This window comes from Bacillus sp. ME78, from assembly GCF_903970865.1.
Taxonomy (GTDB): Bacteria; Bacillota; Bacilli; order Bacillales; family Bacillaceae_G; genus Bacillus_A; species Bacillus_A cereus.
Window position 1 is genome coordinate 1 of sequence record NZ_CAJCKK010000051.1, and the last position, 16447, is coordinate 16447.

The following is a 16447-nucleotide window of genomic DNA, read 5'->3' on the forward strand; positions in this document are numbered from 1 at the left end:
GTTGCTGTAGTTGAAGATGTAATTAGATGGTATGCGAAGGAATGAACTCACAGAGACAAGGCTATGCAGGCTGGTGGCAAGGCGGACACGGTGGTTGGCAAGGTGGACACGGTGGTTGGCAAGGCGGACACGGTGGTTGGCAAGGCGGACACGGTGGTTGGCAAGGCGGACATGGTGGCTGGCAAGGCGGACATGGTGGCTGGCAAGGCGGACATGGATATTAAAAAGATACTATAAAATCATTTTTTTATGCAAAGTTTGTATATTTAGTATCGTTGTATATTTTCATTTGTATAGTAAGGATATAGTGAAAACAGCAAAAAAATCCTGTGAAGTAAGGATTCTATCCATAAAATTAAAGCAGTGGAAATGTCAAAAGAACAAAAGACACCGCTTTTTATTATTCAAGGAGAACGAGACTATCAAGTTCAATCAAAAATTGAAATTCCTCTTTGGAAAGAACAATTAAAAGAACGAGATAATGTAGATTATCGACTATATCCAAAGTTAAATCATTTCTTTACAGAGGGGGATGGGGGAATAAGTAAGCCAGATGAATATTATAGTCCTGCTAATATCCCTGAGTATGTTTTAAATGATATTGTTACTTGGATGCAAGGCAAATCGCAATTAAATTAGCAACCATATGTTTTAATAAAGACTTTCTTTCCGTAATCAAAATAGAAATATTTTTATTAGGTTATATGTTTTTTAAAAGCACTCTTTGAAAAGGAGTGCTTTTTTATTTTTCTATGATTTCTATAAAACAATGGGCTTGCCTTCCAAACAAATCGTTATTTGTAGCGCTTTATCAAAGCAAAGTTCTTGTGACATTTCTTTGATATTAAAAACATGAATAACCTATTGTGTGAAATTTTTTGAAAATTTAGGTTTAACATCTTTAAAATAGGTGTATTACATATTACATAACAACTAAATAAAAAATAAAAAATCTAAAGGAGGAAAGATACCATGCATACGAATGAAAGAAAAACGGTAGTGTATGAATATCAAAATGAACAGGAAGTAGTTATGAAAGTAAAAGAGCTAGAATTGCAAGGGGTTCGCCACGATGACATTTATGTTTTAGCACATGAAAAACATATAACAAAAAGGATTGCGGATGATACAAACACAAATACGATTGGAGTAAAAGAACAAGGATTGGGAACAAGTATTATCAACTTTTTCTCCAAAAAAGGGGACGAACTTCGAAATCAAATGGAAGAAATGGGGTTGTCGAAGGAGGAAGCTAACTTATATGAAGAAAAACTAGATCAAGGGAAGATTTTACTCCTAGTAACAGCTGAAGTACCAATGGAGAATGATAGGCAGCCGCAAAACTATCATTCTCTGTAATAGATTGCAACATCTGATAAATAGGTAAGGTAATTATTTTAGGTTGTAGCATTGAAGAAAATAAAAATAGAAAAGGATGAGAAAAATGAAACATACAATATTTAAATATGCTGTGATTGGAATTACGACCGGAGTCATAGTCTCCCTATTAAAAAAAGAAAATCGGAAAGCTATACAAACAAAAGGAAAAAGCGTAAAAGAAAAACTACAAGAAAGAAACATAAAGGAAACATTGGAGAAGGTAACTGAGACAAGTAAACAATTTTCTGTAACTGCAGCTAATGTTGCAAAACAAACATTACCACAACTGCTTACAGCCACACCAGTTGTCATTTCTACCATTAAAGACTTAACAGAAAACGAAAATAATAAAAAGAAAACAGGTGAAAAGGATTACGAAATAAATGAAAATAGTAAGAACTTAGACGGGGGAAAAACGAAAAATGAAAAGAAATATGTGAAAGAAGGGAAAGAAGAGAGTGCCTAGATTTAACTCTAAAAATAGAAAGTGAGGAAAAAAGTATGAAATCTCTGTATGCAATTGATGTAGGAATTGGCTTTACCAAAAGGGCATATCGACAGGCTGTAGATTCTGAGATGACAATCAAGAGTGAAGCTTCCACACTAGCCCCTGTACCTAATCATGCTGAAAGTGAAGATTTAACAAAGGTAAGTTTTATAGACTTAGACTTTGCATATTACATGGGAAATGAAGCACATCAATCTGACACTTCATTTCTTCCTCCATTTGACGATGAAATAGAAAATTATTATGAAAGCGAACGATTTAAACAACAAGTATTTGGTTGCATTGCAAAGGATTATAAAGAAAATGTCGTGTTACCTCTAGTTGTTACCGGGCTTCCCATCACTTGTTTTGGTAGTCAGCATGAGCAATTACAACGTGCACTAAAAAAAGAAACTTCCGTGCAAATTGATGGGAAATTTATTCATATTACGGTGGAAAATGCTTTGATTCTTCAGCAACCGGTCGCTTTACATGCCTATTTCTTAAAAGAGGGAATCATTCAGGAACGAGATCGCATCTTAATTATTGATGGTGGATTTCGTACATTAGAAATGACAGATATGAAACAGAATCTCATTTTAAATCATTATGAGACGGAACTAGGATGTAGCAAGCCTTTGAAAAATATTAAGAATATCGTGCAGAATTATGAGGGTGAAAGTAATCAATTGCATATTAACGACATGCCAAACATATTAGAAAAAGGATATGAATGTCGAGAAGAAAATCATGAGACAAGTCAGGTTCATACTTTGATTCAAAAAGAGTTGGATGCACACTTCCAAGACGTCATACGTGTATTACAAGAACAATTTACGTTAGAACAGTATGATACTATTATTTGGACAGGAGGAATAGTAGATCTCCACAAAAAACGAATTGAAAAAATGCAAAGTGAAATTTCTTCTTTCCGTATGGTAGACGCTTCGAAAGAGGCTGCACTTCATGGATACTACATTATTGGGAGTCAAGTATTTGACGACATCACCAATCAATCTGCATATGAATCCAAATTATAATAACGACTGAAATGGAGTTCGTTGAATAGACGTGCCAAATTATGTAGCTTCTTTTCCACATATAATAAATTCTTTATAAGAAAAGATAAAAAGTGCTTGTATAGAGGAAATGTTTAAAATTGAGAATAAAAATAACTAATATATAGGGGGTCTTACTTTTAAAAGAATAAGACCTCCTATGTCATTTATTTTGTAATTTAGATGATTTAAAAACTTTTCCTCCAATACATGAATACCTACATACAAATTTCATATTACGGATATGATTCGATCAAACATAAAACTATTTAGAAAGGAAGAATAATATGGAATGCATAGAAATGACGAAATGGAGTTGGTATCATGTGAAAACTAGTGAACTTGAAAAACTTTCTACTATAATCCCTCGTGATGTAACATCTTATTTCTCTCAATTTGTAAAAAAGATAAGTTCTCCTTGTGAAAATGGATTATATGTTTATACGTTATCACCAAGTCAAACTTGTGTATATGGTTCGTTTTTATATGCTCAAGATAAAAAGGATGCCAAAATTCAAAAATTTCTTCATTATTTCGTAGCTCATGGAATACTGATAACAGTTCAGGAAAAAGAGGAAGAGGATTTCCAAAAATTAATACATAATTTCCCTATTGGTACAAAAAATTGTAACAGTTCCGCTGAAGGATTATGTGCTATCTTATCAATGTTTATATCTCACTATTTACGAAAGGTTGACTACTTTGAAAACAATTTCAGAAATGTATTATGGGATTTTTATCATCATAATAACATAGCAGTTTTAGAAAGGATTTATCATATTCGTCATGAATTATTTATGAACACACATGTGTTTCGCTTAATACAAGAAGTGTTACAAGGCCTAAAAGAAGCTTGGTTAGAAAAACTAACAAACACACTTTGTTATAAACAAACACACGTAAAATTAGAGCGTGGATTACAACTTGTTAAAGAGTATCAAGAAGAATTAGACACGATGATTCATTTACAAGAAGTTGTTTCTTCTCATCGTGGGAATGAAATTATGAAAGCTCTTACTGTATTAACTGCTGTGAGTACGCCTTTGACAGCCTTAGGAGCATTATGGGGTATGAATTTTAAATACATGCCTGAACTAGAATGGAAATATAGCTATTTAATCGCTCTCTTATTTATTATTTTCACAACAGGGGGTATGTATATGTATATGCGATTCAAAGGATGGACAGGTGACTTATTACGAGTAAAGAAAAAGAAATCTTTTTTTAAATCTAATTAATCCTGTTTATAAAAAATATGATAGATATATGGTTAGTAATATTTCTTAATTGGGGTAGCGTCACATCACCATCAAGCTAAGATTTTGAGACACCCCCATAACGGAAATTTTACCTTTTTACAGTTACTTATGGGAGTTTGGCTTATTTCTTTCATTTTGGAGAACAATTAATTTCTTAAGTTGATGAGCATGGGGTATCGCTAGCATTTTGGCAAATAACCACGCTAAGAGTATGCAAGATTATATACAGTTTTTCGGCTCATTCAGTAACAAAGGCGAACCCTAAAACCGCGCCAGGATAGGAATATATATAAATATGCATAGAATTATAGAAAAAGAAAAAGGTGAATCCCTTGTGAGAATAAGATTTCGCCTTTTCCTTGCTACCGATAATAAGACGTTATGTCTACAAATCTTGTATAGAATATACATAGAAAAACTGTAATACTACTGATTCAAGTCACGATCTTCGTTTACATATTATGGGTTTTGTTTCCGTATAACACCTCATTGGGATTTATAACTATATTAAAACCACAACTATTAAATACAAAATTGTATTTTACATAATTAATTCAATCAATTGACCATTTATTATGCCTATAAAAAAATTTAAAAAAGTGGATGATAATTGGAATAATCAAATTGCGATTTAAATTATAAAATGTTGGCATGAGTATTGTAGTAGATATAATTGAAACCATAAAAAACAAAATATATTTGATTAAATGAATGCCTGTAAAACCTGTAGTAAACTATATAGGAAAATGCCACATTCCCCACCAAAAACCGATAATTATTGAAGGTTTTAATGGGGAATATTTTTTTGAAGCTCCATTAGTGTAAAACATCTCTAACCTAATGTTTTCTCCTAGAGGTCCGGAAACAATAGTTTTAACAAAGTAATAAATTAACAAACCCTATGAAGTTCTATTAAAAATTGAATCTGCTTCACTGTTAATTGACACAAGAAACAACATCATCAAAAATATAATTACTTGAATGGTGCTTACTGTAAGAATTATAGATAACCCAATCTTATTTTTAAATCTATCTTTTACGAATTGTAAGAAACTCTGACCAGGATAGAGTTTCTTAAATAGCAAGACAAAAGCAAAGATGGAAGACCAAGCTGATATTGCATTACATCAAAAATCGAAACTGGAAAATTTAATAACTTTATTACTCCTACAAGAAGAAACAGTGGCCAAAAAATAATGTCGGTTAATCAAATAAAACTTACTATTATAGCTGTATATTTAAAAGATATTACATCAGGACCAATACTTGAAATAGGTGCATCTACATTAGCTACCGAAACTCCATTCACAAATAGATAGTGAAGAGATACATTATATTCATGAAAAGTTAACATAGTACTCCTATACTTAAACTTCACCATTTTCACTTCGCTTAGAAGTGAGGAATTCCTAAGTAAAGTGTTCAATAGAAATCAAATTTATTAGGCTATCCCTGCAGTCTTTACGGTTAGAGGCCTTATTATTGCATCATTATTTAGATTGCTACTTGTTAATATCCCAATAATGAGGTGTGACACAAGAAGTGCAGTCCCATTAGATTCAGATTTTTAACGTCTTTGTTTTGATATCCACAAATAGAAGTGATTTGAACGTAAGGAAATTGTAAGAAATGCATAAGAAAAAAGAAATGTTTATTGTATAGGATACAAATATAGAGAAGCGTAAAAGAAGGAGGTAAATAGGATATATTTATGTGAAAGCCAAACTAGTAATAGGAGCATTCTAAATGAAACAACATTTATGGTACTAACATACATGTGAAAAAAAGAGGATTTACCGTTTTTTATGACAGAATGGTGCTTGTAAAAATAATCAATATGAAGATGCTCTCTGTTTAGTTAGTAAGAAATAATATACAACCGCCCATACTATATGAATAGAGAGCAAGAGTGTTTTATGAAAATATATAGTTAACTTCCATTTGTAGATTTGGCATTTTGCATTGCCGGAACTTCTTTATTATACCTAACACCAGTCTCAATTATAAAAAAAGGCTCCACTAAAAATATACTTAGGTCATTACAAATAAGTAATCAACGAGATCATACTTCCGTCGAACAAGTAATGCTAAATACATTGCAACTTGGATCCCCCGGGATAATCGCTATAGAAAAACGTGGGGGTATGTAGCGGCTGTAGCGGATATAAGAACTAAGAAACCGATGAAAACAGATTTTTGCTTTGACATTGGAAGTGTAACGACTTAAACAATTTTTTTCTTATTTGCTTGGTGGCAAATTACTGAAAGAACAGCAACTAAAACAAATATTCACTACAGTTTCTACAGGAAAGGGAGGAATCAATAGATATGGTCTAGGAATCTATGAAATTAAACTGCCTAACGTTGTCTCGATAGGGGGACATACAGGTGTTATTCCAGGATTTAATACTTTTGCTGGAGGGACACATATGTTGACGGCAATTTGAACAATATGGGTAGAACTGAGAATCCTGGTCTTTTTAAAAGTATTTTACTTGTTGAATTTAGACAGTAGGGGATAAAGACAGAATAGTAGTTTATGTGATGTTTGTAATTGAACAAATAAAAGATGAAATCAATCATTTATCTAAGGAGGCATTTTTCTTATGGAAAATAAATTATCTGGGGTGTTAGCCGCTACTTTGGCTCTAACGATGAGTCTACCAACAGGAGCGATAGCCTCTTCTAGCAGTAAGACTCCGGTTGTATCTAGCCAAGAAGTTGGAAGCAAAGATTTGGAGAAGATTGCTGCAGAGAACGCTGAACTACTCACGAAGTCCTATGAGACTACTAGCGTGCAGTATGCGCTGATTGATAATGGTAAACTTATTTTGTCGGGGCAGACAGGAAAGAACGACATAGAAGGGAAAGAGCCACTAACCAAAGATACTCTATACGGAATTGGTTCAACCAGTAAAGTATATACAGCTGCGGCTGTTATGAAACTAGTAGACGAAGGAAAAGTTGATTTGGATTCCCCTGTTGCCCGCTATATTCCTGAGTTCAAAATGAAAGATAAACGATATAAGCGCATCACACCGCGTATGCTGTTGAATCACTCCTCGGGTTTGCAAGGTTCCATGTACAATAATGTATTTTTATTTAAAGATAGTGATGCTTATGCCCATGATATCTTGTTGCAGCAATTGTCCAACCAAAACTTGAAGGCAGATCCTGGTGCGTTCTCAGTATACTGTAATGACGGTTTTACGCTGGCTGAGATCTTGGTAGAAAGAGTCAGCGGTATGAGTTTTACTGAATTTCTACATCAAAAGTTTACAGAACCATTAAAACTGAATCATACGATAACATCTCAAGACAAATGGGAAGACGAAAAGCGGGCTGGACAGTATTCCCCGACATACCAGGGACAGCTTCCAAGTGAAATGGTAAACTTGATTGGTACGGGAGGAATCTCTTCTACTGCAGAAGATGTGGTGCGATTCTCACAAATATTTATGGGACAGGGAAAAGAAATTCTCTCTAATAAAGCAGTCAAGGCGATGGAACAAGAAGAATATAAAAGAGGCATGTGGCCGGAAGATAGCGAAAACATGTTCAACTATGGTCTTGGCTGGGATAGTGTGAAATTATACCCATTCAGTGAATATGGGATAAAAGCGTTGACTAAGGGTGGGGATACGGTACTGCAACATGCCACATTGGTCGTGCTTCCAGAACAGAAGATGGCAGCAGCTGTATTGTCCTCCGGCGGCTCCAGCACGACAAATCAACTGTTGGCAAACAAATTACTGTTAGCTAGGCTTAAAGAGAAAGGGACAATTAAGGATATAAAACCAGATAAATCCTTCGGCAAGCCAGTCAAGGCTAAAGTACCTCAAGACGTGGTAAAAAAAGCGGGTTTTTATGGAAATAGCCAAAGCCATTTCAAAATAGAAATTACGAAGAAGGGAGAACTGTTTTTACCAACTAAACCGGAAGAAAAATATGTATATACGGCGGATGGAAGCTTTATAAATGAGAAGGGTACCTCCAAGCTTAACTTCGTTACTGAGAAGAATGGAAAAGTTTATTTGAGAGAGAGCACATATGAATCATCGCCGGGATTGGGGCAAAATGTGTTGACTCAATATTTAGCCCAAAAATTAGAAAACAATGTGTTACCGAAGAAAACAGCTGCTGCATGGGCGAAGCGTGAGGGTAGCAAGTTCTACCTCGTTAACGAAAAATTTAATTCAATAAACTATCTAGGACTACTAATGCCTCTAAACACACAAATTACGCTCAAGGATGGGTATTGGGACGGCAAAAAAATTACAGGTCCAAATTCGGCGACGCATCAAATTCAGATTCCCGTGATAAATGGGCGGGATACGACGGAAGCTCATTTCTATACAGAGAATGGTAATGAATATATGGAGATGGCCAGCTTTTTATACGTCAGTGAATCTAACGTAAAATCCCTTGATGCAGGTCAATTATCGAAAGTTACACTGCAAGAAAATGGGCATGCCAAATGGTTTACGATTCCGCAAACGGCAGCAGGGAAAACGATGACTGTGGAGTTGCCATCAGGAAGTTCATTCGCGGTGTATGATGAGAATGGAGTATGCGTCAATTTTAGCGTTGTTAGTGACAATAACAAAGTGAAACTACCAAAGAACGGAACAGTTGTATTTGCTGGCGCACCGAACTCAGAATTTACAATTGCGTTGAACTAGCTACAATTTAAGATGACCTTTAACAAAACCAGTAAGGCACAGAAAAGGTGTGTTACTGGTTTTGTTTGTATTTATGCATTCTCAATGAAAAAACTTAAATAATACCACGTTTAAGCACTTTGAACTCCCAAAAATTCTGATATTTTTTGTCCTATGCCAATTAATTCATCTCCACCTACTCACTTCGCGTTCCTTGAGGAAGGAGTCTCCTTGGCTAAAATAATAAAATTATCGATAAGATTGGCACTTTTTCATGTAACCAATAATGTACCGCTATCATTTCTACTTAAGAAATTAATAATCTAAAAACGAAAGAGCTATCTTGTTACAAGTTAGCACAAAATTTTGTGTTGGGGGTAGTTGTATTTTCTTAGCTTGATAGCGATGGATTCTGCCAACAAAACAAGAATTTCGTACGCTAAGGAATTATTAGGCGTCTTACATCTATATTTGCTAATAAAATGATTTGTATAAATAATTTGTTATAATTCCGTTTTTCGTTTTGAGGAAATTCTGAATTCTCAACTTGATGTGCATGGTGTAGTGCCATATCCTCATCAAGTTAAAGTTTTGATGTCCCCGCAATGATAAAAATGGTGAATATTTATATGAAAGATTAGAGCTCTCCTTCTTGTAGGAGGGCTCTAATCTTTGTTTAAAAACTATATCATATACATGGGGGCAGACTTATCGTCTGAAAATTGTCCGGATTCAATTTAGAATATGTCAAAAGAGAACTTGCGATTAAAAACAAGCTCTCTTTAAAAGAAATAACGTAATTGAGATACTTATATATTAACAATTGTTTTCTTCTAATTCCATATGTCATATGTTGAGAAATAAATTATAAATGGATTGATAAAGCTAAAATGAATTATTGACATAATATTTTGACGATAATATAATGAATCTCGAATTCAAGATAACTTGTAAAGGATTGGTAATTATGAGCGTGATTAACGATGAGAGCTTATCTTTAAAGTTATTTGTTATATTATCAAGGGCAGTACAGTCAATTACTAAGCGTATTGAAGAGGATATAAAAAGTTATGGACTTAATCCAACTGAATTTGCAGTGCTTGAGCTACTGTATAGTAAAGGCGATCAGCCTATACAAAAAATTGGAGACAAAATATTACTTGCAAGTAGTAGTATCACGTATGTAGTGGATAAGTTGGAAAAGAAGAGGTTCTTAATACGAAAACCATGTCCTAAAGACCGCCGTGTCACGTATGCGTCAATTACTTCAGAAGGTATTGAACTAATGGATATTATTTTTCCTCAGCATAAAGAGGCGATTCAACAAATATTTGGTGGTTTGGACTATATTGAGAAAAAAATGATAATCGAAAAGTTGAAAAAATTAGGGTATTATGCACTAGAACTATAAATCTTTAGAAATATATCTCGAATTAGTAATGTCCTAATTAAATATAATTTAAATAAATAGGAGGAAAAATTAATAAATGGTAGTAAATTTATTATAATACAAAATGAATAAAGCATGTAATTTCAATCGGTATAATATGAAATGAAGTTGTTATGTTAACGTATACATATCGTCCTTTAAATTATAAATCTTTCATAAAGCGGAGAGTGGGTATCAAGAATGGAATTACGTCATTTAGAGTATTTTATTCAAGTTTGTAATAATAATAGTTTCACTAAAGCTGCGGAAGTTCTAGGTATTTCACAGCCGACTTTAAGTCAACAAATACGAGTTTTAGAAGGTGAACTTGATACACCCTTGTTTCATCGAGTTGGAAGAGGTATCAAAATGACAGAAGCGGGTAAGCTGCTATTTGATAAAGGAAAATTTATCATGCAACAATTTGATGACGTTTATAATGAAATTTTTGAATTAAAGGGTGTAAAAAGAGGTGTGATTACTATAGGAGGTCTATTAGAGGATCTCACTTATTTAACACCTTATATTATGAAGTTTCAACAACATTATCCCAACATTGTAGTAAAGATTATAGAATCCGAAGTTGCTGTAAATCAAATCGTTGACAAAAATATTGATTTCGGGATTACACGTAGTGCTCAAATTCCAGACACATTAACAAACACCCTTTTGTATAGTGAAGAGCTCGTCCTTGTCATTCCAAAAAATCATCCTTTGAATGAAAAATCATTTGTTTCTTTTCGAGAATTAGTAGGGATCAGTAGAGTAATGGTTTCATGTAGTTGTCGTGAATCTATTAAGATATATTGTGAGAGTTTAGGGTTATCTTTATCTGAAGCAAATATAGAAACAAAATCTTCTATTTCTCTATTGAGCCTTGTATACAATGGACATGGGGTTGCCATAATACCTCTTTCACTGGTTAACTTTGTTAATAATGATACTTTGAGCATAGTTCGTATTACTGATCCAACACCAAGTCAAGATATTAATCTTATACACTTTGATGATAAATTTTTAAGTTTTGCAGCACGCATCTTTATGCAGAAGTTAAATGATTCTCAAAAAGTATCAGTGTAATAGAAATAATAATGATTCTAGTGTAACAATTGAAAAAATTAAAATCTATATTAAAGTCAAAGGACAGTGGGGTTATATGTGTGGTGTAGTCGATCAAAAAGGGTGATACCATTGACTTTTAATTAAGGAAAAAAGGACAGACTTTGCAAGGAGAGAAGGCTATCAAAAACAAGTTAAGTTAATCAATCAATTCTTTGGTCTTATCGCATAGTAACAGATTCCATATGGGGATATACACTGCTATTTTGAATCTACATATCCTTATTGTAGAAAGAAAACCACCGGCATTATACCGGTGGTTTTGATTTAGAAAGCAAAGCAAGTACAACCAATCCCCCATTTAGTTCCATCTTTTCCTATTACGGTATGAGTGTGTTGATGGAGAGGGTTACTACAACTATGTAACTTGTTATCATGGGAATCGTGAGAAAGTATAGTGTTTGCTAGGTTAGCACCACCATAACCATAAACGCCCGTCGGTGACCAATCAGGTGATGCTGGCGGCAATTCAGGTGATAAATTTTTAAATTCATCATTTCCATAAACAACCTGCCCACCCATAATGGTAAGTAATGATTCAAGGTCTTTGATTTCTTCTTCTGGCACAGTAAAGTAGTCAGCAGACAATACAGCAATATCAGCAAACTGACCTACTGCAAGGGTTCCCTTTTTACCTTCATCACCAGAGAACCACGCACTTCCTTTTGAATATAATTCCAGGGCTACTTTTCTATCAAGTTTATTTTTTTCATCGTATATGGAAAGACCACCAATGGTTTTTCCGGCAACCATCCAGTAAAGAGCGACCCAAGGGTTATAGCTGGAAACCCTTGTTGCATCACTACCGGCGCCAACAGGTATACCAAGATCTAACATACGATAAATCGGAGGAGTATGCTTTGCAGCTTCCTTTCCGTATAAGTCAACAAAGTATTCACCTTGAAAAGCCATGCGGTCTTGGATGGCAATACCGCCATTTAAAGCCTTAACACGTTCCATACTACGATCTGAGATTGTTTCTGCATGATCAAACCACCAGCGTAGCCCATTAAAAGGAATTTCTCTGTTAACTTCCTCAAATACATTTAAGAAACGTGTGATTGACTCGTCATAAGTTGCATGTAAACGGAATGGCCAACGGTTTTCCACCAATAGAGAAATTACTTTCTTTAAGTCGGCTTCCATTACTGTAGCTAGTTCGGGCCGTGGCATTTGAAATTTTTCAAAATCGGCTGCCGAGAATACTAACATTTCTCCGGCACCATTCATTTTATACTTATCATTTCCTTGACCAGGAGAAACAATTTTTGCCCATGAAGCAAAGTCTTCATATTCATGATTAGGATTTTGCGTAAATAGATTATAAGCAATACGCAAAGTTAATTGTTCCTTCTCGGCTAAATGTTCAACAACTTTGTAGTCATCAGGGTAATTTTGGAAACCACCACCTGCGTCGATGGCGCTTGTAATACCTAATCTATTTAATTCACGCATAAAATGGCGAGTTGAGTTAATCTGGTCGTCAAGATTAAGTACTGGAGCTTTACCCAAACTTGAATAAAGAATAGAAGCGTTAGGGTTAGCAATTAAAAGGCCCGTTGGATTACCTCTTTTATCCCGCTGAATTAAACAGCCTGGAGGGTCTGGGGTATCTTTCGTGTATCCTAGTGCACGTAGCCCTGCACGATTTACAAGTGCTCTATCGTAAAGATGTAGCACAAAGACAGGCGTGTCTTCAGAAACAGCATTAATCTCTTCTAATGTTGGCATCCGTCTCTCTTTAAATTGAAATTCAGACCAACCTCCAACTACTCTTACCCACTGAGGAGCAGGTGTACGCCTTGCCTGTTCTTTGAGCATTTCTAGAGCAATAAAAAGTGATGGCACGCCTTCCCAACGTAATTCCATATTATAATGCAGACCACCACGAATAACGTGTATATGAGAGTCATTCAGGCCTGGAATAGCTCTCTTTCTTTTTAGGTCTATTTTTTTTGTTTTTTCCGTGGCACTATTAAGAATCTCATCTCCACCTACTGCAGTGACTAAACCATCAGTTATGGCGATAGCAGATACCTCAGGCTGAGAAGGGTCAAGGGTAGTAATTTTTCCGTTATATAAGATCATATCCGGTAAATTCATGTTCACACCTCGTCTACTTTCTATTATTTTGTAACCATGGATGAAATAATTTACCGAAAATCGGCATGACTACCCATGATAGCAAGGACACTATACATACAGAAACAAAAAAAGCTGACATAATAGGATTCATATGTTTTATAATAGGTGCTATCACTTTAGGAACTAACATGCTAAGAGGCCATACACCCAGAAGGGTAACGATAGACATTTTCCATTTTGGAGGTGGAACTGGCGTTTTCGGAGTAACAAACCAATAAGCCAAACTGCTTTCAGTTTTGTAAGTTGGATTAGTGGCTTGAAATTGCTCGGCTGTTTTTAACAAATCCCGGCGAACATCTGATTCTTGCCAAGCACGTAGATGCTCATACGTATCAAAGCGAAAAATAACAGTATACTCTCTGGATTCGTTACTTGGGACTATTAGATTTACACCTAAATGTCCTGGGAATTTAGTAGCCGCAGCCTCAATTTCATGTCTCCATGTTTCAAACTGTTTTTCTCTACCTTCTTGAATTTCCCATGTAACAATCGTTGTTACTGGATTGCCAGCATCCATCGTGTTCCCTGTATAAGTCTCTTCGACAGCTACTCCTTCTTGTTTCATATTTTCCTGCTTGGAAGCGCGCCATGCACCATAGTATATGCGTATTCTACACCTTGACCATAAGCACCAGTGTGTTCCTTTACAATCTCCATTACAGCATCATAAGTGTCTTTGTGTGCCCAGTCACGTTGGTATTCAAGTAAAACTTGAATTGCTGTCACTGGAATTGCACCAGCTTGTTCTACACGACGCATAGCAGCGTTATGTGCTGTCAAACTAGTACCACCTGAAGCATCATCAACTGCATACACCTCATAGCCAGCTTTAATTGCTTCAAGCACAGGGAATGCAAGGCAAACTTCAGTCCAAAGTGCTGCAAATATTAATTTCTTTCTACCGGTTGCTTTAACTGCCTCAACAAATTTCGGATCTTCCCAAGAGTTCATTGAACTACGTTCTATAATTTCATGGTTTGGGAATATATCAAGAATTTGTGGCCAAAAATAACCAGAAAAGCTGCGTGTTTCAACTGTAGTAAGAATAGTAGGTACGTTAAAAGTTTTTGCTGATTTAGCAAGCAGCATAACGTTATTAATCAATGTTTGTCTATCAATACTTGCAACTCCAAAAGTCATTTGAGGTTGAAAATCAATTAAAATTAATGCACTGTTCTCCGGATTTAACAATTCTAAATTACTCATAATAAACAGCTCCTTTTTTAATTGTTTAAAATTAATATTATTGAAAAAATATATTTTCTGTTAATTAAACCTGTAATCGTAAAAATAAAATATTTGCTATACCTTTTAATTTAAAAGAGAGTGCTGATTTAATCAGCACTAAATGTATACTATCTAGTTTTTTGAAAGAAAAGCTATTATGCATTTTGTTTACTAAGATCTCGCTGCGCGCCCATATAGCTTCCAATTATATTTTGATAGCCTGGAAGATTGCTAGCAAGCAAATGGCCAAAACCTTCGACATCGTTGCGCCAATCGCGTTGTAATTCGCAAGCTACGCTAAACCAGTTCATAAGTTGCACACCACTATGTGCCATACGAGTATTTGCAGCATCTGCAACTTGTTTACTGAAAGTTCCTGAAGCATCAGTAACAGCAAATACTTCATATCCAGCTTTTATAGCGGAAAGTGCAGGGAAAGCAACACAAACGTCCGTAACTACGCCGGCGATGATAAGTTGCTTTTTTCCAGTTTCTTCGATTGCTTTTACGAAATCATCATTATCCCATGCGTTAATTTGTCCAGGTCGAGCTATTTTTGGTGCATGAGGAAAGAGATCAACCAATTCTTGCATTAAAGGTCCGTTAGGTCCGTTTTCAAAACTTGTTGTTAAAATAACTGGTAAATCAAAAAACTTAGCAGTATGAGCAAGAGCTAAAACATTGTTCTTGAATTCATCAACACCATAGTCACGTACTAGTCCGGACATAAGACCAGTTTGATGGTCTACTAAAAGAACGACAGCATCATCTTTGTTAATACGAGAATAGAGATCAGTCATTATGTATTCCTCCTAAAAATTAAGTAATCGAAGAAAGTTTAAATAGTCGAATACTATCATAAGTTTCTTCGTTTATAACTAAGCTGACCAATAATATTGGTCATAGCAGCATTCACAGAACATGAAGTGCTATACAAATTTATAGTATTTGAAAACTGATTCATTAATCAATTCTAAATTATCTATAATTTGTATAGGTCGTAACTATAGTTGTTTTCACTATAAAATAGATTGGTTTTACCTATACATCCTATAGATAGAACAATATTGATAGTCACCTATTTTTGTTATTACAATTGAATATGAGTAATGTTCAGTAATTATTTTATGGTGAAAAAGGTATTAGAGGGGGGGATTGTTCCAAAAGGAGAAAATGAATGCATTGGAACAATAGAGTTTCATACTTAGAGTTCACAACATAAACGTGCATGAATAGGTTATGAGATTCATCCGGATTATTGAAGAAAAGGATACATATTAGAATACTTTTTGGAGGTAGAAGCATGGCTAAAATTACTGTGGGAACCGAAAATCAAGCACCAATTGAGATATATTATGAGGATCATGGCACAGGAAAACCAGTTGTACTAATTCATGGTTGGCCGTTAAGTGGTCGATCTTGGGAATACCAAGTTCCAGCTCTTGTTGAGGCTGGATACAGAGTTATAACGTATGATCGTCGAGGGTTTGGAAAATCATCTCAGCCGTGGGAAGGGTATGAATATGATACCTTTACTTCTGATTTACATCAACTATTAGAACATTTAGAGCTTCAAAATGTCACACTTGTTGGTTTTTCTATGGGTGGAGGCGAGGTAGCCCGGTATATTGGGAAATATGGAACCAATAGAGTAGAGAAGGCTGTATTTGCAGGAGCTGTAC

The 16447-nt window shown here is 35.0% G+C and carries 13 protein-coding genes and 3 pseudogenes; 11 read left to right on the plus strand and 5 right to left on the minus strand.

Features of this window, described 5'->3' with window-relative positions; genetic code table 11:
* The first annotated feature begins 41 nt into the window (after positions 1 to 41).
* The 6 genes and pseudogenes from H6481_RS27230 to H6481_RS27255 all read left to right on the plus strand — a co-directional run bounded on the left by H6481_RS27230 (position 42) and on the right by H6481_RS27255 (position 4163).
* The gene (locus H6481_RS27230) at positions 42 to 224 is read left to right on the plus strand and encodes a hypothetical protein (RefSeq protein WP_182813696.1); all 183 of its coding nucleotides are present in this window, start codon (positions 42 to 44) and stop codon (positions 222 to 224) included.
* Positions 225 to 339: 115 nt separating this feature from the next.
* Positions 340 to 639: pseudogene (locus H6481_RS27235) on the plus strand (hydrolase); the annotation flags it as partial.
* A 333-nt stretch (positions 640 to 972) separates the two neighbouring features.
* A complete protein-coding gene (locus tag H6481_RS27240) occupies positions 973 to 1359 on the plus strand; it encodes a general stress protein (RefSeq protein WP_182813698.1) in 387 nt (128 codons plus the stop codon).
* An 85-nt stretch (positions 1360 to 1444) separates the two neighbouring features.
* Positions 1445 to 1846 (plus strand): peptidase U61, encoded by a 402-nt coding sequence (locus tag H6481_RS27245; RefSeq protein WP_182813700.1) that lies wholly within the window; start codon positions 1445 to 1447, stop codon positions 1844 to 1846.
* 35 nt (positions 1847 to 1881) lie between these two features.
* The gene (locus H6481_RS27250; protein WP_182813702.1) at positions 1882 to 2907 is read left to right on the plus strand and encodes a ParM/StbA family protein; all 1026 of its coding nucleotides are present in this window, start codon (positions 1882 to 1884) and stop codon (positions 2905 to 2907) included.
* A gap of 305 nt (positions 2908 to 3212) precedes the next feature.
* Complete coding sequence (locus H6481_RS27255) at positions 3213 to 4163, plus strand: magnesium transporter CorA family protein (RefSeq protein ID WP_182813704.1); 951 nt, start codon at positions 3213 to 3215, stop codon at positions 4161 to 4163.
* Positions 4164 to 4636: 473 nt separating this feature from the next.
* Here the strand turns inward: H6481_RS27255 and H6481_RS27260 are convergent.
* Positions 4637 to 5382: pseudogene (locus H6481_RS27260) on the minus strand (CPBP family glutamic-type intramembrane protease).
* Positions 5383 to 6133: 751 nt separating this feature from the next.
* Here H6481_RS27260 and H6481_RS27265 point away from each other — a divergent pair.
* From H6481_RS27265 to H6481_RS27280, 4 genes and pseudogenes are all read left to right on the plus strand, one after another.
* Positions 6134 to 6699, plus strand: a pseudogene (locus H6481_RS27265) (alkaline D-peptidase).
* Positions 6700 to 6790: 91 nt separating this feature from the next.
* On the plus strand, positions 6791 to 8866 hold the full coding sequence (locus tag H6481_RS27270; protein ID WP_065484298.1) for a serine hydrolase domain-containing protein: 2076 nt from the start codon (positions 6791 to 6793) through the stop codon (positions 8864 to 8866).
* 946 nt (positions 8867 to 9812) lie between these two features.
* Positions 9813 to 10256: a MarR family transcriptional regulator gene (locus tag H6481_RS27275; RefSeq protein ID WP_000111424.1), complete on the plus strand. Its 444-nt coding sequence runs from the start codon at positions 9813 to 9815 to the stop codon at positions 10254 to 10256.
* A 219-nt stretch (positions 10257 to 10475) separates the two neighbouring features.
* Positions 10476 to 11354: a LysR family transcriptional regulator gene (locus H6481_RS27280; protein WP_023522386.1), complete on the plus strand. Its 879-nt coding sequence runs from the start codon at positions 10476 to 10478 to the stop codon at positions 11352 to 11354.
* Between the two features lie 306 nt (positions 11355 to 11660).
* Here the strand turns inward: H6481_RS27280 and H6481_RS27285 are convergent, their stop codons facing one another.
* The 4 genes from H6481_RS27285 to ycaC form a co-directional block, all read right to left on the minus strand.
* Complete coding sequence (locus tag H6481_RS27285) at positions 11661 to 13496, minus strand: amidohydrolase (RefSeq protein WP_023522384.1); 1836 nt, start codon at positions 13494 to 13496, stop codon at positions 11661 to 11663.
* Positions 13497 to 13509: 13 nt separating this feature from the next.
* Complete coding sequence (locus tag H6481_RS27290; RefSeq protein WP_078401741.1) at positions 13510 to 14103, minus strand: antibiotic biosynthesis monooxygenase; 594 nt, start codon at positions 14101 to 14103, stop codon at positions 13510 to 13512.
* Positions 14100 to 14744 (minus strand): hydrolase, encoded by a 645-nt coding sequence (locus H6481_RS27295; RefSeq protein WP_000067162.1) that lies wholly within the window; start codon positions 14742 to 14744, stop codon positions 14100 to 14102. Before H6481_RS27295 ends, H6481_RS27290 begins: the two co-directional genes overlap by 4 nt.
* Positions 14745 to 14920: 176 nt before the next feature.
* Complete coding sequence (gene ycaC / locus H6481_RS27300) at positions 14921 to 15565, minus strand: isochorismate family cysteine hydrolase YcaC (RefSeq protein ID WP_182813706.1); 645 nt, start codon at positions 15563 to 15565, stop codon at positions 14921 to 14923.
* A 503-nt stretch (positions 15566 to 16068) separates the two neighbouring features.
* On the opposite strand from ycaC, the gene H6481_RS27305 reads away from it, so the two are divergent.
* Positions 16069 to 16447: alpha/beta fold hydrolase (locus H6481_RS27305; RefSeq protein WP_182813708.1), on the plus strand; the 379-nt coding region annotated here is incomplete at its 3' end.